This is a genomic window from Xanthomonas sp. D-109 (assembly GCF_017746095.1).
GTDB classification, from domain to species: domain Bacteria; phylum Pseudomonadota; class Gammaproteobacteria; order Xanthomonadales; family Xanthomonadaceae; genus Xanthomonas_A; species Xanthomonas_A sacchari.
The window spans coordinates 232,519-255,410 of record NZ_JAGHWV010000008.1 but is presented as its reverse complement, the minus strand read 5'-3'; the positions used below and the strand labels follow the sequence as shown (position 1 = coordinate 255,410).

The 22,892-nt window shown below is 69.7% G+C and carries 16 protein-coding genes; 9 read left to right on the top strand and 7 right to left on the bottom strand.

Annotation, left to right across the window (positions count from 1 at the left end; genetic code table 11):
• Nucleotides 1–42: 42 nt before the first annotated feature.
• Nucleotides 43–1,050 carry a 23S rRNA pseudouridine(1911/1915/1917) synthase RluD gene (gene rluD / locus J7357_RS09275; RefSeq protein ID WP_209245896.1) on the bottom strand — a complete coding sequence of 336 codons (1,008 nt, stop codon included), beginning with the start codon at nt 1,048–1,050 and terminating at the stop codon, nt 43–45.
• Between the two features lie 115 nt (nt 1,051–1,165).
• On the opposite strand from rluD, the gene J7357_RS09270 reads away from it, so the two are divergent.
• From J7357_RS09270 to J7357_RS09255, 4 genes are all read left to right on the top strand, one after another.
• The gene (locus tag J7357_RS09270; protein WP_209245895.1) at nt 1,166–2,041 is read left to right on the top strand and encodes an outer membrane protein assembly factor BamD; all 876 of its coding nucleotides are present in this window, start codon (nt 1,166–1,168) and stop codon (nt 2,039–2,041) included.
• Between the two features lie 264 nt (nt 2,042–2,305).
• A complete protein-coding gene (locus J7357_RS09265) occupies nt 2,306–3,256 on the top strand; it encodes a hypothetical protein (RefSeq protein WP_209245894.1) in 951 nt (316 codons plus the stop codon).
• A gap of 52 nt (nt 3,257–3,308) precedes the next feature.
• Nucleotides 3,309–4,046, top strand: coding sequence for an ATP-binding cassette domain-containing protein (locus tag J7357_RS09260; protein WP_209245893.1), 738 nt, complete (start codon nt 3,309–3,311; stop codon nt 4,044–4,046).
• A complete protein-coding gene (locus J7357_RS09255; protein ID WP_209245892.1) occupies nt 4,043–5,542 on the top strand; it encodes a glycine betaine ABC transporter substrate-binding protein in 1,500 nt (499 codons plus the stop codon). The genes J7357_RS09260 and J7357_RS09255 overlap by 4 nt, the downstream gene beginning before the upstream one ends.
• 219 nt (nt 5,543–5,761) lie before the next feature.
• On the opposite strand, the gene J7357_RS09250 is transcribed toward J7357_RS09255, so the two are convergent.
• Nucleotides 5,762–6,970 carry an aminotransferase class V-fold PLP-dependent enzyme gene (locus J7357_RS09250; RefSeq protein ID WP_209245891.1) on the bottom strand — a complete coding sequence of 403 codons (1,209 nt, stop codon included), beginning with the start codon at nt 6,968–6,970 and terminating at the stop codon, nt 5,762–5,764.
• Between the two features lie 70 nt (nt 6,971–7,040).
• Here J7357_RS09250 and egtB point away from each other — a divergent pair, with 70 nt between their 5' ends.
• On the top strand, nt 7,041–8,330 hold the full coding sequence (egtB, locus tag J7357_RS09245) for an ergothioneine biosynthesis protein EgtB (RefSeq protein WP_209245890.1): 1,290 nt from the start codon (nt 7,041–7,043) through the stop codon (nt 8,328–8,330).
• Nucleotides 8,327–9,310 carry an L-histidine N(alpha)-methyltransferase gene (gene egtD / locus J7357_RS09240; protein ID WP_209245889.1) on the top strand — a complete coding sequence of 328 codons (984 nt, stop codon included), beginning with the start codon at nt 8,327–8,329 and terminating at the stop codon, nt 9,308–9,310. The genes egtB and egtD overlap by 4 nt, the downstream gene beginning before the upstream one ends.
• Nucleotides 9,311–9,506: 196 nt before the next feature.
• Here egtD and J7357_RS09235 read toward each other — a convergent pair whose 3' ends face one another.
• Nucleotides 9,507–11,144 carry an NAD+ synthase gene (locus J7357_RS09235; RefSeq protein ID WP_209245888.1) on the bottom strand — a complete coding sequence of 546 codons (1,638 nt, stop codon included), beginning with the start codon at nt 11,142–11,144 and terminating at the stop codon, nt 9,507–9,509.
• Between the two features lie 459 nt (nt 11,145–11,603).
• On the bottom strand, nt 11,604–13,700 hold the full coding sequence (locus J7357_RS09230) for a pyrroloquinoline quinone-dependent dehydrogenase (protein ID WP_343237403.1): 2,097 nt from the start codon (nt 13,698–13,700) through the stop codon (nt 11,604–11,606).
• 261 nt (nt 13,701–13,961) lie between these two features.
• On the opposite strand from J7357_RS09230, the gene J7357_RS09225 reads away from it, so the two are divergent.
• Entirely contained in the window at nt 13,962–15,224 is a 1,263-nt protein-coding gene (locus J7357_RS09225; protein WP_209245887.1) for a DUF2254 domain-containing protein, read from the top strand.
• Nucleotides 15,225–15,397: 173 nt separating this feature from the next.
• On the opposite strand, the gene sucD is transcribed toward J7357_RS09225, so the two are convergent.
• Entirely contained in the window at nt 15,398–16,273 is an 876-nt protein-coding gene (gene sucD / locus J7357_RS09220; protein WP_010342226.1) for a succinate--CoA ligase subunit alpha, read from the bottom strand.
• Nucleotides 16,274–16,295: 22 nt separating this feature from the next.
• Nucleotides 16,296–17,465 carry an ADP-forming succinate--CoA ligase subunit beta gene (sucC, locus tag J7357_RS09215; RefSeq protein WP_010342227.1) on the bottom strand — a complete coding sequence of 390 codons (1,170 nt, stop codon included), beginning with the start codon at nt 17,463–17,465 and terminating at the stop codon, nt 16,296–16,298.
• Nucleotides 17,466–17,814: 349 nt separating this feature from the next.
• Between sucC and J7357_RS09210 the strand changes: the two genes are divergently transcribed.
• A complete protein-coding gene (locus J7357_RS09210; RefSeq protein WP_209245886.1) occupies nt 17,815–19,428 on the top strand; it encodes an ATP-binding protein in 1,614 nt (537 codons plus the stop codon).
• A gap of 82 nt (nt 19,429–19,510) precedes the next feature.
• Nucleotides 19,511–20,899 (top strand): sigma-54 dependent transcriptional regulator, encoded by a 1,389-nt coding sequence (locus tag J7357_RS09205; RefSeq protein ID WP_209245885.1) that lies wholly within the window; start codon nt 19,511–19,513, stop codon nt 20,897–20,899.
• Between the two features lie 236 nt (nt 20,900–21,135).
• Here J7357_RS09205 and pilB read toward each other — a convergent pair whose 3' ends face one another.
• Entirely contained in the window at nt 21,136–22,869 is a 1,734-nt protein-coding gene (gene pilB / locus J7357_RS09200; RefSeq protein WP_209245884.1) for a type IV-A pilus assembly ATPase PilB, read from the bottom strand.
• Nucleotides 22,870–22,892 lie beyond the last annotated feature (23 nt).

The following is a 22,892-nucleotide window of genomic DNA, read 5'->3' as shown; positions in this document are numbered from 1 at the left end:
AGCCGCGTGCCATGGCGCGGGAAAGCGGCGCCGCGACCATGCTCAGCGCCGCGCCCGTTCGGCGGCCGCCTGCGCATCCGCGCGCAGGGCGGCCATTAGCTGCTGCAGGTCGGCGGGCACGGCCGCGGTGGCGCGGACCGGCTCGCCGCTCAGCGGGTGCTTGAATTCCAGGGTCTCGGCGTGCAGCGCCTGGCGCTTGAAACCGCGCAATTCGGCGATCAGTTCGTCGCTGGCGCCCTTGGGCAGCTTCAGCGGGCCACCGTACAGCGGGTCGCCGACGATGGGGTGCTTGAGGTGCGCCATGTGCACGCGGATCTGGTGGGTGCGGCCGGTCTCCAGGCGGCATTCCAGGGCGGTGTGGGCGCGGAAGCGTTCGCGCAGCCGGTAGTGGGTGACGGCGTCGCGGCCGTCCTCGCGCACCGCCATGCGCAGGCGATCGCGCGGGTGGCGGTCGATCGGCGCGTTGGCGGTGCCGCCGGAGACCAGTGCCCCGACCACCACCGCCAGGTACTGCCGGTGCACGTCGCGCGCCGACAGCTGCGCCACCAGCGAGGTATGCGCCTGCAGGGTCCGCGCCACCACCATGGCGCCGCTGGTGTCCTTGTCGAGGCGGTGCACGATGCCGGCGCGCGGCAGCGCCGACAGCCCCGGGTCGCGGTACAGCAGGGCGTTGACCAGGGTGCCGCTGGGGTTGCCGGCGCCCGGGTGCACCACCAGCCCGGCTGGCTTGTTCAGCACGATGACCTGGTCGTCCTCGTACAGCACCTCCAGCGGGATGTCCTCGGGCAGGGCGTGGGTCTGGGTGTCCAGCACCGCGTGCAGGCTGGCGATCTCGCCGCCGCGCAGCGCATCGCGCGGGCGTGCCGGGGCGCCGTCGAGCAGGGCGTCGCCGGATTTGATCCATTCGGCCAGGCGCGAGCGCGAGTATTCGGGGAACAGTTCGGCCAGCACCGCGTCGAAACGGCGGCCGGCGGCGTGATCGGGGACGCGCGCCTGGCGCGGGCCGTCGCTGACGGCGTCCTCGGGCAGATCCGGGGGGGTATGGGGCATGGCAGGGGCACGGCTTGGGTCGGAAAAGGGGGTCGCGGCGGCCGTAGTCAGTCGCAGGACAGGCCACTAGGCTATCATCGCCCCTTCGTATTCCTGCCCTGCCGCGCCCGAACCCATGATCCGACGCTCCGTCCCGCTGTCCGCGCACGTCCGTTTCATCGCCCTGCTGCTGGTCACGCTGGTCGTGGCGACGGGTTGCCACCGTCAGAAGAAGAACCCCGAAGAAGGCATGCCGGTGGAGCAGCTCTACCAGAAGGCGCACGGGCAGATGGAGACCGGCAACTGGGCCGGTGCCGAGAGCAGCTTCAAGCGACTGATCGCGCAGTACCCGTACGGCAACTACACCGAGCAGGCGATGATCGAGAGCGCCTACGCCCAGTACAAGGCCGGCAAGCACGACGACGCGGTGTCGACCATCGACCGCTTCATCCGCACCTATCCGACTCAGCGCAACATCGCCTACATGTACTACCTGCGCGGGCTGTCCAACTCCAACCGCGACACGGTGTTCCTGCGCCGCGTGTGGTCGCTGGATCCCAGCCGCCGCGACCTGTCCACCCCGCAGCAGGCCTACGCCGACTTCAACACCGTCGCCGAGCGCTACCCGAACAGCCGCTACGCCGCCGACGCGCGTGCGCGCATGATCGCCCTGCGCAACGTGTTCGCACAGCACGAGCTGGACAACGCGCTGTACTACCTGCGCCGCGACGCCTGGGTGTCGGCCGCCTCGCGCGCCACCTACCTGCTGGAGACCTACCCGCAGAGCGCGTATCAGAACGACGCGGTGGCGGTGCTGGCCGATGCCTACACCCACCTCGGCAACAAGACCCTGGCCGCCGACGCGCGCCGCGTGCTCGAACTCAACGATCCGCAGCACCCGTGGCTGACAGGCAACTGGCCGAAGTACCCGTGGATGATCCGCAAGCTCAACCCGTTCGCCGGCGAGAAGTCCGCCGCCACCGGACAGTCCAACTCGCAGATTCAGCGCTGATCCACCGCGCCGGCAGGATGCACACCGACAGGGGCCGCAAGGCCCCTGTCGCGTTCTGGAGGGCGATCGCTGCGGCCTCCCTGCAAGGCGAACCGATCCGAACCGGCACACGCCGCGAACGCCGCGCCGCAGCGCAACGCCGCCGGGCCAGCCTGGCGCTGCGGACTGCGACGCATGCCCCAATCCGGGCGATTGTCGGCCAGGCCGCTGCGCAGGCTTGCTAGGCTGCCCGCACACCTCCTCCGTGCCGATCCGCTGGGACCCATGCCCATGCCCATCCTGCGCCCGCTGCCGTGGTTGTTCGCCGCCGTCCTCGCCACCGCCGCCCTCCCGACCGCCGCGGCAGCGGCCATCGTGTACGGGGTCAATGGCCACGACGGTCGCCAGGCCTACCCGCTCAGCCAGAGCGAGGCGGTGTTCCGCCTGCTCGATCAGCGCAACCTGCGCAGCTACCGGTTCGACGTGGACCCGCGCAACTTCACCGTGCTCGACCGGCTGGTGCAGCTCTCGCGCCAGTACAACATCGCGCTGCGGCCGATGGTGTATCCGATGTCGCGCGAGATCGGCTACGCGCTGGCGCGCCGCTATGCCAACGACATCAAGGTCTGGGAGATCGGCAACGAGCAGGACCTGGACCGTGCCGCCGCGCCGGCGCGGATCGCGGCGATGACCACGATGTACCGCGGCATGAAGCAGGCCTCCGACGAGCTGGGCGCCGGCCTGCAGTTCACCATCAACATCACCGCCTGCAACAGCGACGACCATTCGGCCACCGCGCGCTGCCCCGGCGACCGCAACGGCTCGCTGTGGTTCCTCGACCAGGCCAAGGCCGCCGGTTTCGACTTCGACCGGATCAGCTTCCACTACTACGCCTTCCACGGCGAGCGCGGCTACTGGATGGACCTGTATCTCGGACAACTGCGCGCCGCCGCGCAGAAATACGGCACCAAGGTCTACGTCAACGAGCTCAACTGCGCCGAGATCTACACCGGCAACACCGATAGCGGCCATCCCGGCGACGGCGCCTGCTACGACAGCGTGGCGGAGTTGCTGCAGACGTTGCGCAGCGACTATGCCGACGTGGTCGCCGAGATCAATCTCTACGAACTGCTCGACCAGCCGGACCAGCAGGGCGCGGAAGCGCATTTCGGCCTGATGTACGACCTGAGCCGGCCGAAGCCGACGCTGGACCTGCTGACCGACGCCGCGCACTGAGGCGGCCGCGTCTTCGCGCGGCGTGGTCGCCGCCTGCGGCTATGCTGCGGCGATGTTCGAACTGCATCGGGTCACCCGCCGCTACGGCGACATGCTGGCGCTGGACCGGGTCGATCTCTGCATCGCCCCCGGCCGCACCACCGCGTTGATCGGCCCCAGCGGCGCCGGCAAGTCCAGCGTGCTGCGCCTGCTGCTGGGGCTGGAATGGCCGGATGGCGGCGAGGTGCGCTTCCAGGGCGAACCGCTGCGCCGCGCCACCCTGCTGGCACAGCGCCGGCGCATCGGTTACGTGATCCAGGAAGGCGGGCTGTTCCCGCACCTGACCGCGCGCGACAACGCCGCCTTGCTGGCGCGCACGCTGGGCTGGACGCGGCCGCGCATCGCCGCGCGCCTGCACGAGCTGGCCGAGTTGTGCCGGCTGCCGGAAGCGCTGCTGGCGCGCTACCCGGCCGAGCTGTCCGGCGGCCAGCGCCAGCGCGTGGGGCTGATCCGCGCGCTGTTGCTGGATCCGCCGGTGCTGCTGCTGGACGAACCGCTCGGCGCGCTCGACCCGATCGTGCGCCACGAACTGCAGACGCAGATGCGCGAGCTGTTCGCGCTGCTCGGCAAGACCGTGGTGCTGGTGACCCACGACGTCGCCGAGGCCGCCTACCTGGGCGACACCCTGGTGCTGATGCGCAGCGGCCGCGTGCTGCAGGAAGGCAGCGCGCGCCAGTTGCTGGAGGCGCCGGCCGATACGTTCGTCCGCCAGTTCCTGCAGGCGCAGCGCACCCTGGAGGATGCGCGATGACGTCGCTGGGCGCGCACTTGCGCGCGGTCGCGCTGCTCGCCTTCGGTGCAGCAACCAGTCTGCTGAGCCTGCCGGCCGCCGCCGACACCAAGGTCGTGGTCGGCTCCAAGAACTTCACCGAAGCGGTAGTGCTGGGCGAGATCGCCGCCGGCGCCGGGCGCCAGGCCGGCGTCGAGGTCGAGCACCGGCGCCAACTCGGCGGCACCCGCATCCTGTGGCGTGCGCTGGAGCACGGTTCGATCGACGCCTACGCCGAGTACACCGGCACCCTGGCCGCCGAACTGCTGCACATGCCCGGCGCCGACGACGCCGCGCTGCGGCGGGCGCTGGCGCAGCGCGGCCTGGCGATGAGCGCGCCGCTGGGCTTCGACAACACCTATGCGTTCGGCATGCGCCGGCAACGCGCGCAGGCGCTGGGCATCGTGCGCCTGTCCGACCTGGCCTCACATCCGACGCTCAAATTCGGGCTGAGCAACGAATTCGTCTCGCGCGCCGACGGCTGGCCTGGCGTGCGCGACGCCTACGGCCTGCCGCAGACGCCCACCGGTCTGGACCACGACCTCGCCTACCGCGCGCTGGACAGCGGCGCGATCGACCTCACCGACCTGTACAGCACCGACGCCGAGATCCCCGCGCACGACCTGCTGGTGCTGCAGGACGACAGGCATTACTTCCCGCGCTACGCCGCGGTGTTCCTGTACCGCGCCGACCTGGCGCAGCGCGCGCCGCGCTTCGTGCAGGCGCTGCAGGGATTGGGCGGCCGCATCGACGCGGCGACCATGCAGCGGCTCAACGCCGAGGCCAAGCTCCGCAAGCGCGCCGAGAGCGCCATCGCCGCGCATTGGCTGGGCATCGCCGCGCCGGCCGAGGACGGCCGCCTGCCGCGGCTGCTGCAACGCACCCGCGAGCATCTGGCGCTGGTCGGGCTGTCGCTGGGCCTGGCCCTGCTGGTGGCGCTGCCGCTGGGCATCCTGGCCGCGCATCGGCCACGGCTCGGCCAGGCGGTGCTGGCCCTGACCGGCGTGCTGCAGACGCTGCCGTCGCTGGCGGTGTTCGTGTTCATGATCCCGCTGTTCGGCATCGGCGCCAAACCGGCGATCGCCGCGCTGTTCCTGTACAGCCTGCTGCCGATCGTGCGCAACACCCACGCCGGCATCACCGGCATTGCGCGCGAGCTGCGCGAGACCGCCGCCGCACTCGGCCTGCCGCCGGGCACCCGGCTGTGGCGGATCGAACTGCCGCTGGCGCTGCGCACCATCCTCGCCGGCATCAAGACCGCCGCGGTGATCAATGTCGGCACCGCGACCCTGGGCGCGCTGATCGGCGCCGGCGGCTACGGCCAGCCGATCCTGACCGGCATCCGCCTGGACGACCTCGGCCTGATCCTGGAAGGCGCGGTGCCGGCCGCGCTGCTGGCGTTGTTCGTCCAGGGCCTGTTCGAGTTGCTGGAACGGGTGTTGACCCCGCGCGGCTTGCGCCTGGCGGCGCGGCGGTGAAGCAGGTACAGCGCCTGGAGAGTTGAGCGTGTGCCGGCCCGTGGCAACACGACTCACACCGACATGGAGGTCGCGGCTGAAGCCGCTCCTACGCCAGAAGCGGCATGCATGCCGTAGGAGCGGCTTCAGCCGCGACGAACGAAGGCATGCATCTCAACACGATCGACGATTCGGATCTGTCGTCGGCCGCGGACAGACGACGCTCGCACACGCGTGCCTTCAGCCGCGCACCACCGTCACCATCTCGCGCGCCAGGTCGCGCATCGCCTCGGGCGTCAGTTGCATGTACGGCGCGATGCGCAGCGCGCCATGCCGATGGGTGCAGATGACCTGTGCGTGCTGCAGCCATGGCAGCAACACCGGCATCGTCGAGGCCGGCGGACGCAGCGCGTACAGATGCGGCGCGTGCTCAGGCACGGTCCAGTCGCCTGCGCCCAGCGCCTGCAGCTCCGCATCGAACGCCGCGCCAAGTTCACCGAGCCGCTGCGCGATGCGTGCCGGCTGCCACTGCTGCACCTGCTGCAGCGCCGCGTTGGCCATCGCCAGGCGCAGCGGATCGGCCACGCCGCCGGCATCGAAGCGGCGCGCGCCGCTGCGGTAGGGTGGCGGCGCCTCGGCCGGGAACTGCCAGTCGCCGCCCGGATCGCGCGCCTGCCAGTGCTGCTCGAACGGGACGCCGTGCGCGCGCCAGTGCGGCGAGGCCCACAGCCACGCCAGTCCCATCGGCCCGAGCAGCCATTTGTGCCCGACCGAGACCACGAAATCCGGCCGCCAGGCGTCCAGCCGGACCGGCAGCACGCCGAGACTCTGGCTCAGGTCCAGCACCAGCATCGCGCCGGCCGCATGCACGCGCGGCGCGATCCGATCCAGATCCAGCAGACCGCCGTCGCGCCAATACGCATTCGGCAATGTCGCCACACGCACGCGCGGCTGCGCGTCGAGCGTGGCCAGCACCGCCTCGGTCCAGTCCTGGCCCGGCGCAGGCCGCACCACCGCGAGGTGTGCGCCGCTCTCGGCGCAGCGTTGCTGCCACGCCAGCAGATTGGACGGAAACTGGCCATCGAGCAGCAGCACCGCATCGCCGGGCGCCAACGGCACCTGCCGCGCCGCGATGGCCAGGCCGTAGGCGGCCGAGGGCACCATCGCCACGCCTTCGCTGTCGCCCGCGAACACGGTGGCTGCGGCCAGCGCGCGCAGGTCTTCGATCTGCGCGCGCCAGGCATCGAAGGACAGCGTCCACGGCGCGATCGACTCGGCCAGCGCCGCCTGCCCGGCGGCCAGTGCCCGGTGCAGGCGCGGCCCCTTGCTGGCGGCGTCCAGGTAACGCACCCCGGCCGGCAGGGCGAAGGCATCCGCCGCGGCATCAAGGTCGACCAGTTGTCCGGTGGACGCCAGACCGGCTGCGTGGCGCGAGGCGATCGTAGACATGTGCCTAGGGTAACGCCACGGTCCGCGACGCGTGACGGTCCGTTCACGCCCCAGCGCTAAGACTGCGTCGATGCAAGCGATCTCTCCGGCGTCACCGCCCTCGCCCATCGCGTCCGCCGCGACGCTGGCCGAGCGCCTGCGCCGCGTGCGCGACCGCAGCCGTCATCTCGCCGCGCCACTGAGCGAAGAAGACGCGATGGTGCAGAGCATGGACGACGCCAGCCCGGCCAAATGGCATCTGGCACATACCACATGGTTCTTCGAGCGTTTCGTGCTCGGCGCCGATCCGGCGTACCGCGCGCGCGATCCGCAGTGGGACTACCTGTTCAACAGCTACTACCAGAGCATCGGTCCGGCGCATGCGCGGCCGCATCGCGGCCTGTTGTCGCGGCCATCGCTGGCGCAGGTGCTGGACTACCGCGCGGAGATCGAAAGCCGCGTGCTGGCGCAGCTGCAGGCCGGCACGCTGGAGCCGCAGACGCTGCAGATCCTGGAACTGGGCCTGCAGCACGAACAACAGCACCAGGAACTGCTGCTCACCGACATCAAGCATGCGTTCTGGCGCAATCCGCTGGGTCCGGCCTATCGTGCCGACCTGGCGACCCAGCACGCGCCCGCTTCTGCGCTGCGCTGGCTGCAGCGCGACGAACAGATCGGCGAGATCGGTGCCGCGCCGTGGCCGGCGCATGCCGACTTCGCCTACGACAACGAATCGCCGCGGCATCGCGTGCTGGTGCCGGCGCATGCGCTGGCCAGCCGCCCGGTGAGCAATGCCGAATACGCCGAGTTCGTCGCCGATGGTGGCTACCGCACGGTCGGGCTGTGGCTCAGCGACGGCTGGGCCAAGCGTTGCGCCGAGGACTGGCAGCGCCCGCTGTACTGGCATGCCGACGGCGCGCGCGAATTCACCCTCGGCGGCTGGCGCGAACGCGATCCGCATGCACCGGTGTGCCATCTCAGCCTGTTCGAGGCCGACGCCTTCGCGCGCTGGGCTGGCGTGCGGCTGCCGACCGAGGCGGAATGGGAACAAGCCGCCACCGGCGTCGCCATCGCCGGCAACTTCGTCGAGACCGATGCACTGCACCCGCAGCCGGCAGCAGCGGCCGACACCGGTCTGCAGCAGCTGTTCGGCGATGTCTGGGAGTGGACCGGCAGCGCCTACCTGCCCTACCCCGGCTTCCGCCCATGGTCGGGCACGTTGGGCGAATACAACGGCAAGTTCATGAACGCGCAGTGGGTGTTGCGCGGCGGCAGTTGCGCCACGCCGCACGACCACATCCGCGCCAGCTACCGCAACTTCTTCCCCTCCGATGCGCGATGGCAGTTCGCCGGCGTGCGCCTGGCCAAGGATTCCGCATGAATGCCGCAACCGCCCGTGCCCTGACCGAAGCCGCCCTGACCGACCTGCATCCGCAGCCGGACGACATCACCGCCGATGCCATCGCAGGCCTGTCGTGCAGCCCCAAGCAGTTGCCGTCCAAGTATTTCTACGACGCCGAAGGCTCGCGCCTGTTCGAGGCGATCACCCGCCAGCCCGAGTACTACCTGACCCGCACCGAGCTGGACCTGCTGGAAGCGCGGATGCCGTCGATTGCGCAGGCGGTGGGCACCGGCGCGCATGTCGTGGAACTGGGTAGCGGCAGCGGCCGCAAGACCCAGTTGCTGCTGGACGGCCTGCGCATGCCGGTGGCGTACACGCCCATCGAGATCTCCCGCGACATGCTGATGTCCAGCACCGCGCGGCTGGCCGAGCGCTTCCCGCACATCCAGATGCTGCCGGTGTGCGCCGACTTCACCGCACCGGTGGCGCTGCCGGCGCCGCAGCGCGGCGCGCGCCGCACCCTGGTGTTCTTCCCCGGCTCGACCCTGGGCAACTTCACCCGCGAGGACGGCATCGCCCTGCTGCGCTCGATGCGCCAGACCATGGGCGCGGACGGCTGCGCGCTGATCGGCATCGACCTGGTCAAGGACACGGCGCTGCTGGAGGCTGCCTACAACGACGCCGCCGGTGTCACCGCCGAATTCACCCTGAACCTGCTGCGCCGGCTCAACCGCGAAATCGGCAGTGATTTCGACCTGGCGCAGTTCCGCCATCATGCGGTGTACTCCGAAACGCGCCAGCGCATCGAGACCTTCCTGGTCAGCCAGCGCGCGCAGCCGGTGACCGTGGCCGGGCGCCGCTTCGATTTCGCCGACGGCGAAGCGATGCAGGTCGAGTACAGCCACAAGTACACCGACCAGAGCTTCGCGGCGATGGCCGCCGAAGCCGGCCTGCGCGTCAGTCATGGCTGGAATGCGCAGGACGATGCGTTCGGGCTGCGGTTGTTGCAGGTGGTTTGAAGGCCGGGATTGGGGATTCGGGATTGGGGATTAGCAAAAGCGGCTGCAGCGTGCGCTGCGGCGTCATCCTGTCAACGACCCACCTCGTAACATCTCTCGTAGGAGCGGCTTCAGCCGCGACGGGCCTTACCAGCAAGGCCCATCGCGGCTGAAGCCGCTCCTACAGATGAAGGCAGATGCCAGGTCGACGACTGCGTCAGGCCTGGTACCCGTTGCTGATCGGATAGCGCCGCTCGCGGCCGAACGCGCGGCGCGACACCTTCGGCCCCGGCGCAGCCTGGTGCCGCTTCCATTCGCTGATGCGCACCAGCCGCACCACGCGGTCGACCACCTCGGCGGCATAGCCGGCGGCGACGATCTCGTCGCGCGATTCCTCTTGGTCGACGTAGCGGTACAGGATGCCGTCGAGCACATCGTAGGGCGGCAGCGAATCCTGGTCGGTCTGGTTGGCGCGCAGTTCCGCCGAGGGCGGCCGCGCGATCACCGCCGGCGGGATCACCGGCGTGCCGCCGACCGTGTTGCGCCACTTCGCCAGGCCGAACACCTCGGTCTTGTACAGGTCCTTCAGCGGCGCGTAGCCGCCGCACATGTCGCCGTAGATGGTGGCGTAGCCCACCGCGTACTCGCTCTTGTTGCCGGTGGTCAGCAGCAGACCGCCAAACTTGTTGGCCAGCGCCATCAGGATCACGCCGCGGCTGCGCGACTGCAGGTTCTCCTCAGTGACGTCGGGCTCGGTGCCGGCGAACAGCGGACCGAGTGCGCTCAGCAAGCCCTCGAACGCCGGCTCGATCGCCACCGTCTCCAGCTTCACGCCGAGAACGCGGCACTGGTCCGCAGCCAGGTCGTTGGACAGATCGGCGGTATAGCGCGACGGCAGGCGCACTGCGGTGACATTGTCCGCACCCAGCGCGTCCACCGCCATCGCCAGCACCAACGCCGAATCGATGCCGCCGGACAGGCCCAGCCAGACCTTGGAAAAGCGGTTCTTGGCGCAGTAGTCCTGCAGCCCGCGCACCACCGCGCGCCAGGCCAGCGCATCCATGCTCTCGTCGCCGTCGTCGGTCCAGCGCAGCGGCGCGAAGCGGCGCGCGGCGGTGTCGTACTCCACCACCAGCCATTGGTCGGTGAAGGCGGCCGCCGCCGGATGCACGGTGCCGTCGCCGTCGGCCACCACCGAGGCGCCGTCGAACACCAGCGCGTCCTGGCCGCCGACCACGTTGAGATAGGCCAGCGCCGCGCCGCTCTCGCGGCTGCGCTCGGCCAGCAGCGCGTCGCGCTGCGCATGCTTGCCGCGTTCGTAGGGGGAGGCATTGGGCACCAGCACCAGTTCCGCACCCGCCCGCACGGTCGCCGCCAGCGGCTCCGGGAACCACAGGTCCTCGCAGATCACCAGGCCGACCGGTGTGCCCTTGACCTCGAACACGCAGTTCTCGCCGTCGGGATCGACATCGAAGTAGCGGCGCTCGTCGAACACCGCGTAGTTGGGCAGTTCGCGCTTGCGATAGGTGCGTTCGATGCGGCCGCCGCGCAGCACGCTGGCGGCGTTGTAGACCACGCTGCCGGCGCTCTGCGGCCAGCCGACCACCGCGACGATACCGCGCACCTGCGCAGCGATGCGCTGCACCGCGCGCTCGCAGTCGGCCAGGAAGCCCGGCCGCAGCAGCAGGTCCTCCGGCGGATAACCGCTCACCGCCAGCTCCGGGAACAGCACCACGTCGGCGCCATACTCGTCGCGCGCCTCCTCGATCAAGGCGATGATGCGGTCGGTGTTCTGGGCCACGGCGCCGACCGGGAAATCGAACTGGGCCATGGCGAGGCGGAGGGAGGCGGACATAGGCAACCTTGCAGGAACGGATGGAAGACCGTCAGGCGCCACGCGAGCGCATCGCACCTGCCGCGGCGCCGTTGCATCGCGCGGCGCCATGCGCAGTGTAGCGCTGTGCCGGGTTGCGGCCGGTGATGCGCATGCCACTGCGCTGGAATGCGGCGTGCAGCCCGTGCAAGCCGCATCTTGGATGCGCACATGGCGACAGCCGCAGCGATGCCGCAGGCCGCTCTCTCTGCTGCGCGCGCCCGAGAAAGCCGTTTGGCCAGGCACCCCGCGTCGCGACTGAAGTCGCTCCCACGATCGAGCAACATGCACGACCAATAGAAATCGCTGGCGCATGCGCCGCGCGTCGCCGCCGAAGCCGCGCTCACTCCAGGGACAGCACGTGCCGAGGCGTCACTGTGGGAGGGACTTCAGTCCCGACTGCATCAACCCCGAAGCGCCGGCCAGCCACCGCCATGCGCTTCAGCGGACGCCAGCGCCAGTCCGCGCACGGCGCCGCCGGCGCCAACGCCGTACCAGCATCGCCACTCCCGCGCACAACCCGAGCGCGACGGTACCCAGCACCGCCATGCGCACGCCGACGCCATGCTGGAACACCACCTCCTTGCCCGTGCCGTCGAGCGTATAGGCGACCACGTAGTCGCCCATTGTGCCCATGCCTTCGCGGCCGCCGGCCGCGATCACCACATACTGCTGGCCACCCACCGCATAGACCGAGGGCGTGGCCTGGCCGCCGGCCGGCAGCTTGGCCTCCCATAGGGTCTTGCCGGTGGCGCTGTCGAGCGCGCGCAGGCGCGCATCGGCCGCCGCGGCGATGAAGGTCAGGCCACTGGCCGTGGTCACCGCGCCGCCGAGCAGCGGCGTGCCCACCTCCAGCGGCAGCCACGGCAATCTGTCTTCCAGGGTGCCGAGCGGGCGCTCCCAGGCAATCTTGCGCGTGCGCAGGTCCACCGCCACCAGCCGACCCCAGGGCGGCTTGACGCAGGGAACGCCGCGGGACGAGCCCAGCATGCCGCGGCGCATGTAGTACGGGGTGCCCTGCATGTCGTTGAACTGCTGGTCCGGATGGCGCGCGTACTCGGCCTCGCTGAACTGCTCGCGCGGGATCAGCGCCACCTGCATCGGCAGGTCCGACACTGGCATGATCGCCAGTTGCCGCTGCGGATCCACCGCAATGCCGCCCCAGTTCACCCCGCCGGCCCAGCCCGGCAGCGCGATCGTGCCGCGCACGCTGGGCGGGGTGAACAGGCCTTCCGAGCGCAACCCGGCGATCAGCGCGGCGCATTCGCGGCGCGCGCCCGGCGTCGCCCCCCAGGCATCGGCGGCGGTCAGCGGCGTATGCCGTGCCAGCCGCAAGCCCGGCTCGGGCATCGGCTGGGTCGGCGAGGTGCGCTCGCCCGGCACGTCGGACGCCGGCACCGGCACCTCGCTGATCGGGAACAGCGGCGTGCCGTCGCGGCGATCGAAGGCGAACAGGAAGCCGGTCTTGGTCGCCTGCAGCACCGCCGCGCGCGGCCCCTGCGCGGTCTGCACCGTGGTCAGCACCGGCTGCGAGGCCAGGTCGTAGTCCCACAGGTCGTGGTGCACCAGTTGCTGCGCCCACACCCGGCGGCCGCTGTGCAGGTCCAGCGCCACCAGCGAGTCGGCGTCACGGTTGTCGCCCAGGCGCTCGCCACCGTAGTAGTCGGGGCTGGCCGAGCCAGTCGGCACGTAGACCAGGCCCAGCGCCGGATCCACCGACAGCGGCGCCCAGGCATTGCCGCCGCCAACCGTGGCCGCCTGCTCCGGCTGCCAGCCGGCCGCAGCCGCCTTGGCCGGATCGCGCGGCACCGGATCCCAGCGCCACAGCTCGCGGCCGCTGCGCGCGTCGTAGCCACGGACCACGCCCTGCTCCAGCGCATGCCCGCGGTTGTCGCCGATCGAGCTGCCGACCACCAGCACGTCGCCGGCCACCACCGGTGGCGAGGTCACCGCATAGTTGGCCCAGGCATCGCTGGCGTTGTCGTGCACGTCGATGCCGGCATGCAGGTCGATCGTGCCGTCCTCGCCGAACTCGGCGCAGGGCTTGCCGTCGGCGGCGTCCAGCGCAATCAGCCGCGCATCCAGGGTGCCGTACACGATGCGCTCGCGGCACGCGCCCGCCGTCGCCTGCGTGTCGCGCCAGAAACTCACCCCGCGCGAGGCCGGGTCGCTGTAGTGCTTGTTGCGGGCGACCTTGGCATCGAACGACCACAATTCGCGGCCGCTGGTCGCATCCAGGGCGAAGGCGATGCCGGTCCCGGTGGTGAGGTACATGCGCCCGCCCAGCACCAGCGGATTGGCCTCGAAGCGGCGCCGTTCCGGATCGGGCAGGCCCGCGCCGAGTTCGCCGGTGCGGAACGACCAGGCGATGCGCAGCCGGCCGATGTTGTCCGGGGTGATCTGGGTCAGCGGCGAATACTGCCCGCCGCCGGGCGCGCCGGCATAACTGGCCCAGTCGCCCGGCGCCGCCGCGCAGAGGCCACCGATGCCCATCGCCATGCCCGCCCCGCATACCGCCGCCCGCCATCGCCTGATCACGCATCCGCTCCTGTCGCTGCCGAAGAAAGTGGCGGCAGTATCGGCACCGCGTCGGTCCCTGGCAGCGCAGCAGGGACAGAAACGGCCATGCCGGTGACCAGTGGCGGGCCGCAGGGACGAACGGTGGCGCCGACAGCGGCCACCCACGGCGTAAGCGCGGCGCCTTCCGCGCGCCTACTGCGACGGCGTTGACCCGGCTTGCGCGCCTACCGCGCGATAGTGCGCCAGCCCCCACCACCCCACCACCAGGAGCGCGGCACCATGCTGACCCGATGGAGACTTGCCCTCGGCAAGCTCAGCAAGCGGATGTGGTTCCGCTCCACGCTGTATGGCGCGCTCGGCGTCATCACCGCACTGGCCGGCGCGTTCCTGAAGTTCCTGATTCCGGAGGGACTGGCGACGCGGATCGGTGCCGACTCGGTCGGCAACATCCTCGCCATCCTCGCCGCCTCGATGCTGACGGTCACCACGTTCTCGCTGTCGACGATGGTGTCCGCCTACGGCTCCGCCTCCAACAGCGCCACCCCGCGCGCCGCCCGGCTGTTGATCGAGGACACCCGTGCGCAAGGCGCCCTGGCCACCTTCATCGGCGCGTTCCTGTTCTCCATCGTCGGGCTGATCGCGCTGAGTACCGGTCTGTATGGCGAGGGCGGCCGGCTGGTGCTGTTCGGCGCCACCATCGCGGTCATTACGGTCATCACGGTGACGCTGCTGCGGGCCATCGAGCAGTTCTCCCGCTTCGGTCGACTGGGCGAGACCATCGATCTGGTGGAACTGGCCACCCGCGATGCGATGCGCCGCCGCGCCGAAGACCCGCTGCTGGGGGCGGCGCCATGCAGCCTGCCGCTACCCGAGCATGCCAGGCAATTGCACAGTCCGCGCATCGGCTACGTCGAGCATATCGACGTGGCGCGCCTGGACGCGCTGGCCCGCGAACACGCGCTGATCGTCCACGTGCTGTGCCAGCCCGGCACCTTCGCCACGCCGGTGCGGCCCATCCTGGCGGTCGAGGGCGCGGCGGAGGACAGCGTTCGGGAGCGCCTCTGCGAGGCGATCAGTCTGGGCGAGGCGAGGCGCATCGAGAACGATCCGCGCTATGGCCTGGTCATGCTTGCCGAGATCGGGCAGCGCGCGATGTCGCCGGCGATCAACGATCCCGGCACCTGCATCGACGTGATCGCCACCTGCGTGCGCCTGCTGTGCGGCTGGGCGCACGCCCGCGCCAAGGCGCAGGCACCGGAGGTGCGCTTCGACAACGTGCGCGTCGCTGCGCTGGACGAGGCCGACATGTTCGAGGACGTGTTCGAGCCGATCGCCCGCGACGCCGCGGGCATGCTGGAAGTCGGCATCCGCCTGCAGAAGGCGTTCGCCGCGATCGCGCAGAGCGGCCACCCGCCGATGCGCGAGGCCGCATTGGCGCACGCGCGGCTCGCCCTGCAACGGGCCGTGGACACCATGCCCTTCGCCCCGGACCGGGAAAAACTTCGCGCGGTCGCGTTGGCCGAGAACGGGATCGCCGCCTGATGCGCTCGCCGCCGCGCGCGCCGGGCCACGACCGGCCGCGCGGCGATTCCCCTGTCGCCGCATCGACGCCAGCGCGGAGGGGTCCCTGGCCACCAACGAAAAAGGCCCCGCTCGTGCGGGGCCCTTTCGACGCATGCCGGCTGTGGCGCTGTGCGCCAAGACAGCAATGCGGCTTACTTCACCAGCGAGGCGATCGCCGCGCCCAGGTCGCCCGGCGAGCGGACGGTCTTGACGCCAGCGGCTTCCATCGCCGCGAACTTGCCTTCGGCCGTGCCCTTGCCGCCCGAGGCGATCGCACCGGCGTGGCCCATGCGCTTGCCGGCCGGCGCCGAGGCACCGGCGATGAAGCCGACCACCGGCTTCTTGACGTGCTTGGCGATGTACTCGGCACCGGCTTCCTCGGCGTCGCCGCCGATTTCGCCGACCATGATGATGCCTTCGGTCTGCGGATCCTCGTTGAACAGCTTGAGGCAGTCGACGAAGTTCAGGCCGTTGATCGGGTCGCCGCCGATGCCGATGCAGGTGGACTGGCCCAGGCCGACTTCGGTGGTCTGCTTGACCGCTTCATAGGTCAGCGTGCCCGAACGCGACACGATGCCGATCTTGCCCGGCTTGTGGATGTGGCCCGGCATGATGCCGATCTTGCACTCGCCCGGGGTGATCACGCCGGGGCAGTTCGGCCCGATCAGCACGGTGTCCGGATGCGAGCGGGTCAGCACGTTCTTGACGCGCAGCATGTCCAGCACCGGGATGCCTTCGGTGATGCAGACGATGACCTTGATGCCGGCCGCGGCCGCTTCCAGGATCGCGTCGGCCGCGAACGGCGGCGGCACGTAGATCACCGAGGCGTCGGCGCCCGTGCTCTGCACGGCATCGGCCACGGTGTTGAACACCGGCAGGTCGATGTGGGTGGTACCGCCCTTGCCCGGCGTGACGCCGCCGACGACCTGGGTGCCGTACTCGATCATCTGGGTGGCGTGGAAGGTGCCCTGCTGGCCGGTGAAGCCCTGCACGATCACCTTGGTGTTCTTGTTGATCAAAACAGACATTGGAGTTCCTTGGTGTCGTGGATCAGGCGGCGTTCTTGACAGCTTCAACGACCTTCTTGGCGCCGTCGTTGATGTTGTCGGCCGGGATGATGGCCATGCCGCTGTCGCGCAGCAGCTGCTTGCCCTCTTCCACGTTGGTGCCTTCCAGGCGCACCACGACCGGCACCTTGACGCCCACTTCCTTGACCGCCGCGATGATGCCCTCGGCGATCATGTCGCAGCGGACGATGCCGCCGAAGATGTTGACGAAGATGCCTTCGACCTTGTCCGAGGACAGGATCAGCTTGAACGCCTCGATCACGCGCTGCTTGTTGGCGCCGCCGCCCACGTCCAGGAAGTTCGCCGGCTCGCCGCCGTTGAGCTTGATCACGTCCATCGTGGCCATGGCCAGACCGGCGCCATTGACCATGCAGCCGATGTTGCCGTCCATGGTGACGTAGTTGATGTCCAGCTCCGAAGCGGTCACTTCGGTCTCGTCTTCCTGGGACTTGTCGCGCATGGCGACCAGTTCCTTGTGGCGGAAGTTGGCGTTGTCGTCGCTGTTGAACTTGCCGTCCAGCGCGTAGAGGTTGCCGTCGTCCAGGATGGCCAGCGGATTGATCTCCACCAGGGCCAGGTCCTTCTCGTTGAAGATGCGGTACAGGTTGACCATGATGCTGGCGAACTGGCCGGCCTGCTTGGCGGTCAGGCCCATCTTGAAGCCGATGTCGCGGCCGTGGTAACCCTGCACGCCCTCGACGAAGTCGACGTTGAGCGTGTGGATCTTGTCCGGGGTCTCGGCGGCGACCTGTTCGATCTCCATGCCGCCCTCGCTCGATGCGATGTAGCTGATGGTACGGGTGCCGCGGTCAACCAGCACCGACAGGTACAGCTCCTTGACGATCTCGCCGGCGGTAGTCACCAGCACCAGGTTGATCGGTAGCTCGACGCCGGCGGTCTGATAGGTGGCCATCTTGGTGCCGAGCAGCTTCTCGGCAACGGCCTTCACGTCGTCGGTGGTCTTGCAGAACTTGACACCGCCGGCCTTGCCGCGGCCACCTGCGTGGATCTGCGCCTTGACCATCCAAGGGCCAGCGCCCAGCGACTTGGCGGCTTCAACCGCTTCTTCCGGAGTCGCCGCGACCTTGCCGGCCGGGACCGGGATGCCGTACTCGGCAAGCAGTTGTTTTGCCTGATATTCGTGGAAATTCATGCGTCACCGTGGGAAAAGGAACGGCCGTCCCGCAGCGATCCGGGCCCTGAGTGGCGGCCGGGAGCGGTACGGACGGGACGCCTATTGTCGCCGACCCAGGGCGGCGGCGCAAAAGCGCCGACGCTCCGACCCGGCCGAGGACGCCGCGGAGGTCCGCGGCGGCATCATCGGCTGGCGCAGGCACCGGGCCGCACCCGCCCTGCCCCACTCGCCCGCCCTTCTCTTGCCCCGACCGGGCACCGCCCCCCAGCGGCGACGGCCCGACCAGGCCGCCGCCGCCCCGGCCGCCATCCGCGCAGACGGCACCACCCCTATACTCGCGCCGTCCGCTGCCCGCCCGGAGTCCGGCTTGCCCCCCAGCGCCTCGCTCATCGATCGCATCGAGTCCATCCCGCGCCGCGAGCTGTATTTCTTCGCGCTGTACCGTGTGCTGGTGGCCGGGCTGATCGCCGCCCTGGTGTTCAGCCCGCTCGGCGTGCTGGTCGGCGAGCCGCGCTACCCGCAACTGGCCACCACCCTGTCCACCGCCTACCTGGCGGTGGCACTGGCGCTGCTGGTGTGGGGCCGCAACGAGGCGCACCTGGCGCCGATCGTCGGCTTCAGCGCCATCGCCGACATCGTCGCCGCGACCCTGGCCGCGCACGCCCTGCCCGCGGCCAGCGCCGGCATCGCGATGATGCTGCTGTTCAACGTCGCCGCCGCGGCGATGCTGCTGCGCCTGCGCGGCGGCCTCGCCGTCGCCCTGACCGCCTCGGCGGCGACGCTGGCCGAATACATCTGGAGCGTCCTGGACGGCGCCGACAACACCCGCAGCCTGGCCGAACTGGCGATGTTCGCCACCAGCTATCTGGCGGTGGCCTACATCTGCAACCGCCTCGGCCAGCGCGCACGCGCCAGCCAGAGCCTGGCCGAACGCCGCGGCGCCGAGGTGGCCAATCTCTACGAAATCAACGAGCTGATCATCCGCCGCATGCGCACCGGGGTGCTGGTGGTGGACACGCAGAATCGGGTGACGCTGGCCAACGAGGCCGCGTCGGCACTGCTCGGCGACACCGACGGCAACAGCGAAAGCGGCCGGCTCGACCTGCTCAGCGCCGCGCCGGAACTGGCCCGGCGCCTGCAGCGCTGGCGCAACGGCTGGAACCAGGACGAAAGTCCACTGCAGCTGTCGCCGGACCAGCCGGAGGTGCAGCCGCGCTTCGCCCGGCTGCTGGCCGAGGGCGACCTGACCCTGGTGTTCCTGGACGACGCCACGGTGGTGTCGCGGCGCGCCGAGTCGTTGACGCTGTCGGCGCTGGGCCGCTTCTCGGCCAGCCTGGCCCACGAGATCCGCAACCCGCTGGCCGCGATCAACTACGCCTCGCAGTTGCTGGAAGAATCGCCGGCGATCGGCGATGCCGACCGCCGCCTGCTGCAGATCATCCACCAGCAGTGCCAGCGCACCAACGGCATCGTCGAGAGCGTGCTCGGCCTGGCCCGACGCGAGCGCTCCAATCCGGAGAACCTGGACCTGGGCGCGTTCGTGCGCCGCTTCGTCCTGGAGTACCGGCAGACCCTGTCGATCGAGACCGACAGCCTCGAAGCGATCCTCGCCCCGCAGCCGGTGCACGCGCTGGTCGATCCCAAGCACCTGCACCAGATCCTCAGCGCCCTGGTGCACAACGCGCTCAAGTACGGGCGGGTGATGGAGGAGCCGGCGCGGGTGCGGCTGCGCGTGGCGCTGCAGGAACACAACGCCATCGTCGACGTGATGGACCGCGGCCCCGGCATTCCCGAGGCGGTGGCGGCACAGCTGTTCCGGCCGTTCTTCACCACCTCCGAGCACGGCACCGGGCTGGGCCTGTACATCGCCCGCGAGCTGTGCCGGGCGAACCAGGCGCGTCTGGAATACGTGCCGGTACCGGCCGGCGGCGCCTGTTTCCGCGTCGCCCTGCCCGGCCCACACGCCATGCTCAGCGGCTGACAGGTGAGAATCGCTCCGCCAGCGCGCGGCCGGCGCCGGTAAATTGGCGCACGCCCCGGTTCCTACGCTATCTTCCCTGCACATGAACGAAACCCGAAGCGCCCTGGTCGTCGACGACGAGCGCGACATCCGCGAGTTGCTGGTCCTGACCCTGGGCCGGATGGGGCTGCGCATCAGCACCGCCGCCAACCTCGCCGAAGCGCGCGAACTGCTGGCGAGCAATCCCTACGATCTGTGCATCACCGACATGCGCCTGCCCGACGGCAACGGCATCGAACTGGTCAGCGAGATCGCCAAACACTACCCGCGCACGCCGGTGGCGATGATCACCGCCTTCGGCAGCATGGACCTGGCGGTGGAGGCGCTGAAGGCCGGCGCCTTCGACTTCGTCAGCAAGCCGGTGGACATCCAGGTGCTGCGCGGCCTGGTCAAGCATGCGCTGGAACTCAACAACGAGAGCCGCGCCGCGCCACCACCGCCGGCCCCGGAACAGGCCAGCCGCCTGCTGGGCGCCTCGGCGGCGATGGACGCGCTGCGCAGCACCATCGCCAAGGTCGCGCGCAACCAGGCGCCGGTCTACATCCTCGGCGAGTCCGGCGTGGGCAAGGAACTGGTCGCGCGCACCATCCACGAACAGGGCGCCCGCGCCGCCGGCCCGTTCGTGCCGGTGAACTGCGGCGCGATCCCCGCCGAACTGATGGAAAGCGAGTTCTTCGGCCACAAAAAGGGCAGCTTCACCGGCGCCCATGCCGACCAGGCCGGCCTGTTCCAGGCCGCGCACGGCGGCACCCTGTTCCTCGACGAGGTCGCCGAACTGCCGCTGCCGATGCAGGTCAAGCTGCTGCGCGCGATCCAGGAGAAATCGGTGCGCCCGGTCGGCGCCGCCAGCGAAGTGCCGGTGGACGTGCGGATCCTCTCGGCCACGCACAAGGACCTGGCCGACCTGGTCGCCGAGGGCCGCTTCCGCCACGACCTGTACTACCGCATCAACGTGATCGAACTGCGCGTGCCGCCGCTGCGCGAGCGCGGCGGCGACCTGCCGCAACTGGCCGCGGCGATCCTGGCGCGGCTGGCCAAGAGCCACGGCCGCCCCACCCCGCTGCTGTCGCCCTCGGCGCTGGACGCCCTGAGCAGCTACGCCTTCCCCGGCAACGTGCGCGAACTGGAAAACATCCTCGAACGCGCCCTGGCGATGGCCGAGGACGACCAGATCAGCGCCACCGACCTGCGCCTGCCGCAACCCGGCAACCACGCCCGCAGCGCCGCCGAGGCCGCCCCGGCGCTGCCTCGCGGCGTGGTCGACATCGACCCCAGCTCCTCCGCCCTGCCGTCCTACATCGAGCAACTCGAACGCGCCGCGATCCAGAAGGCGCTGGAAGAGAACCGCTGGAACAAGACCCGCACCGCCGCGCAACTGGGCATCACCTTTCGGGCGCTGCGCTACAAGCTGAAGAAGCTGGGGATGGAGTAGAGGAGCCGGGAATGGGGAATCGGGATTGGGGAATCGGAAAAGCCGCTCTTCCTGCTACCCCGGCCCTTCGCCCGAGGGAGTGATCCGACCAGGCGGGTAATGCGATTGGGCGCAACCGGCATCATGCGCCCTGCGCTACGAGAGGCCTGGGAATAAGACTTGGAATACCAGCAGGCCACCAGGGATGGGAAAGCCGCTTTTCCGATTCCCCAATCCCCATTCCCCATTCCCAGCCTTCAATCCTTCGTTACCCGATTGATCTCGGCCAGACTGGTGATGCCGTTGCGGGCCTTGAGCAGGGCCGACTGGCGCAGGTCCCTGACGCCGATGTTCTGCGCGGCGCTGGCGATGTCCATGGCATTGCCGCCCTGCAGCACGATCGCCGCGATCTCGTCGTTCATCGGCATCACCTGGTAGATGCCGGTGCGGCCCTTGTAGCCCTCGGTGCACTCGTCGCAGCCGACCGCCTCGTACAGCTGGACGCCGGCGGCGATTTCCGCCTCGGTGAAGCCTTCGGCCAGCAAGGCCTTCTCCGGCAACTGGACCGGACGCTTGCAGTTGTTGCACAGGCGCCGCGCCAGGCGCTGGGCGATGACCAGGGTCACCGAACTGGTGATGTTGTAGGGCGCGATGCCCATGTTCATCAGGCGCGCGATGGTCTGCGGCGCGTCGTTGGTGTGCAGGGTAGACAGCACCATGTGGCCGGTCTGCGCGGCCTTGATCGCGATCTCGGCAGTCTCCAGGTCGCGGATTTCGCCGACCATGATGATGTCCGGATCCTGGCGCAGGAACGAGCGCAGCGCCGCGGCGAAGGTCATGCCGCGCTTGTTGTTCTGCTGCACCTGGTTGACCCCGGGCAGGCGGATTTCGACCGGATCCTCGGCGGTGGAGATGTTGCGGGTATCGTCGTTGAGGATGCCCAGCGCGGTGTACAGCGACACCGTCTTGCCCGAGCCGGTGGGGCCGGTGACCAGGACCATGCCGTACGGCTTGTGGATCGCATCCAGGAACAGCTTCTGCTGCTCGGGCTCGTAGCCGAGCTTGTCGATGCCCAGCTTGGCCGCACTGCCGTCGAGGATACGCAGCACGATCTTCTCGCCGAACAGCGTCGGCAAGGTGCTGACGCGGAAGTCGATCTGCTTGTTCTTGGACAGATTGAGCTTGATGCGGCCGTCCTGCGGGACCCGCTTCTCGGCGATATCCAGCTGCGCCATCACCTTCAGGCGCGCGGCGATACGCTGGTTGAGCTTGACAGGGGCCTTGGCCACGCTCTTGAGCAGGCCGTCGATGCGCAGACGCACCCGGTAGTCGTCCTCGTAGGGCTCGAAGTGGATGTCGGACGCGCCGCGGCGGATCGCATCGACCAGCACCTTGTTCACGAACTTGACGACCGGGGTGTCCTCGCCCTTGGCGTCGATGCCGGTGTCGCCACCGCCGCCCATGTCCTCGTCGCCGCCGCCGACATCGAGGTTGTCCATGCCCTCGTCGTCGCCCAGCGCGCTGCCGAGGGAATCGTTGCTGGCCTGCCACTGCTCCAGGGTCCGGCGGATCTGATCCTCGTCGACCAGGATCGGCTCCACCGTCAGGTTGGTGTGGAACTTGATGTCGTCCAGCGCCCGCGTCTGGGTCGGGTTGCTGATGCCGACAAACAGGCGGGTGCCGCGCTTGAACAAGGGCAGCACCTGATACTTCTGCAGCAACTCCTCGCTGACCAGCTTCATCGCGTTCTGGCTGGCGTCGAAAACCGAGACATCCATCAACGGCATACCGAACTCAACCGCGTTCGCGGCGGCCAGCTGTGCGGCAGTGACCAGCTTCTTCTCGGAGAACCACTGCGGCAGCGGCACCTTCGCCTCGGCCGCCTGGGCCATGGCGGTCCGCGCTACGGCTTCCTCGAGCGCCCCGTCTTGCACGAGGCGGCGGGCGATCCCGGTGATGCCGACTAGGTTGGCCGATACAGCTACGTTCATGTCCGAGTTCTCCGTGCCAGCGG

Excerpts from the sequence above, each read along its gene's own strand:
- rluD (WP_209245896.1), bottom strand. The coding sequence starts at position 1,050 with ATGCCCCATACCCCCCCGGATCTGCCCGAGGACGCCGTCAGCGACGGC.
- J7357_RS09270 (WP_209245895.1), top strand. The coding sequence starts at position 1,166 with ATGATCCGACGCTCCGTCCCGCTGTCCGCGCACGTCCGTTTCATCGCC.
- J7357_RS09265 (WP_209245894.1), top strand. The coding sequence starts at position 2,306 with ATGCCCATGCCCATCCTGCGCCCGCTGCCGTGGTTGTTCGCCGCCGTC.
- J7357_RS09260 (WP_209245893.1), top strand. The coding sequence starts at position 3,309 with ATGTTCGAACTGCATCGGGTCACCCGCCGCTACGGCGACATGCTGGCG.
- J7357_RS09255 (WP_209245892.1), top strand. The coding sequence starts at position 4,043 with ATGACGTCGCTGGGCGCGCACTTGCGCGCGGTCGCGCTGCTCGCCTTC.
- J7357_RS09250 (WP_209245891.1), bottom strand. The coding sequence starts at position 6,970 with ATGTCTACGATCGCCTCGCGCCACGCAGCCGGTCTGGCGTCCACCGGA.
- egtB (WP_209245890.1), top strand. The coding sequence starts at position 7,041 with ATGCAAGCGATCTCTCCGGCGTCACCGCCCTCGCCCATCGCGTCCGCC.
- egtD (WP_209245889.1), top strand. The coding sequence starts at position 8,327 with ATGAATGCCGCAACCGCCCGTGCCCTGACCGAAGCCGCCCTGACCGAC.
- J7357_RS09235 (WP_209245888.1), bottom strand. The coding sequence starts at position 11,144 with ATGTCCGCCTCCCTCCGCCTCGCCATGGCCCAGTTCGATTTCCCGGTC.
- J7357_RS09225 (WP_209245887.1), top strand. The coding sequence starts at position 13,962 with ATGCTGACCCGATGGAGACTTGCCCTCGGCAAGCTCAGCAAGCGGATG.
- sucD (WP_010342226.1), bottom strand. The coding sequence starts at position 16,273 with ATGTCTGTTTTGATCAACAAGAACACCAAGGTGATCGTGCAGGGCTTC.
- sucC (WP_010342227.1), bottom strand. The coding sequence starts at position 17,465 with ATGAATTTCCACGAATATCAGGCAAAACAACTGCTTGCCGAGTACGGC.
- J7357_RS09205 (WP_209245885.1), top strand. The coding sequence starts at position 19,511 with ATGAACGAAACCCGAAGCGCCCTGGTCGTCGACGACGAGCGCGACATC.
- pilB (WP_209245884.1), bottom strand. The coding sequence starts at position 22,869 with ATGAACGTAGCTGTATCGGCCAACCTAGTCGGCATCACCGGGATCGCC.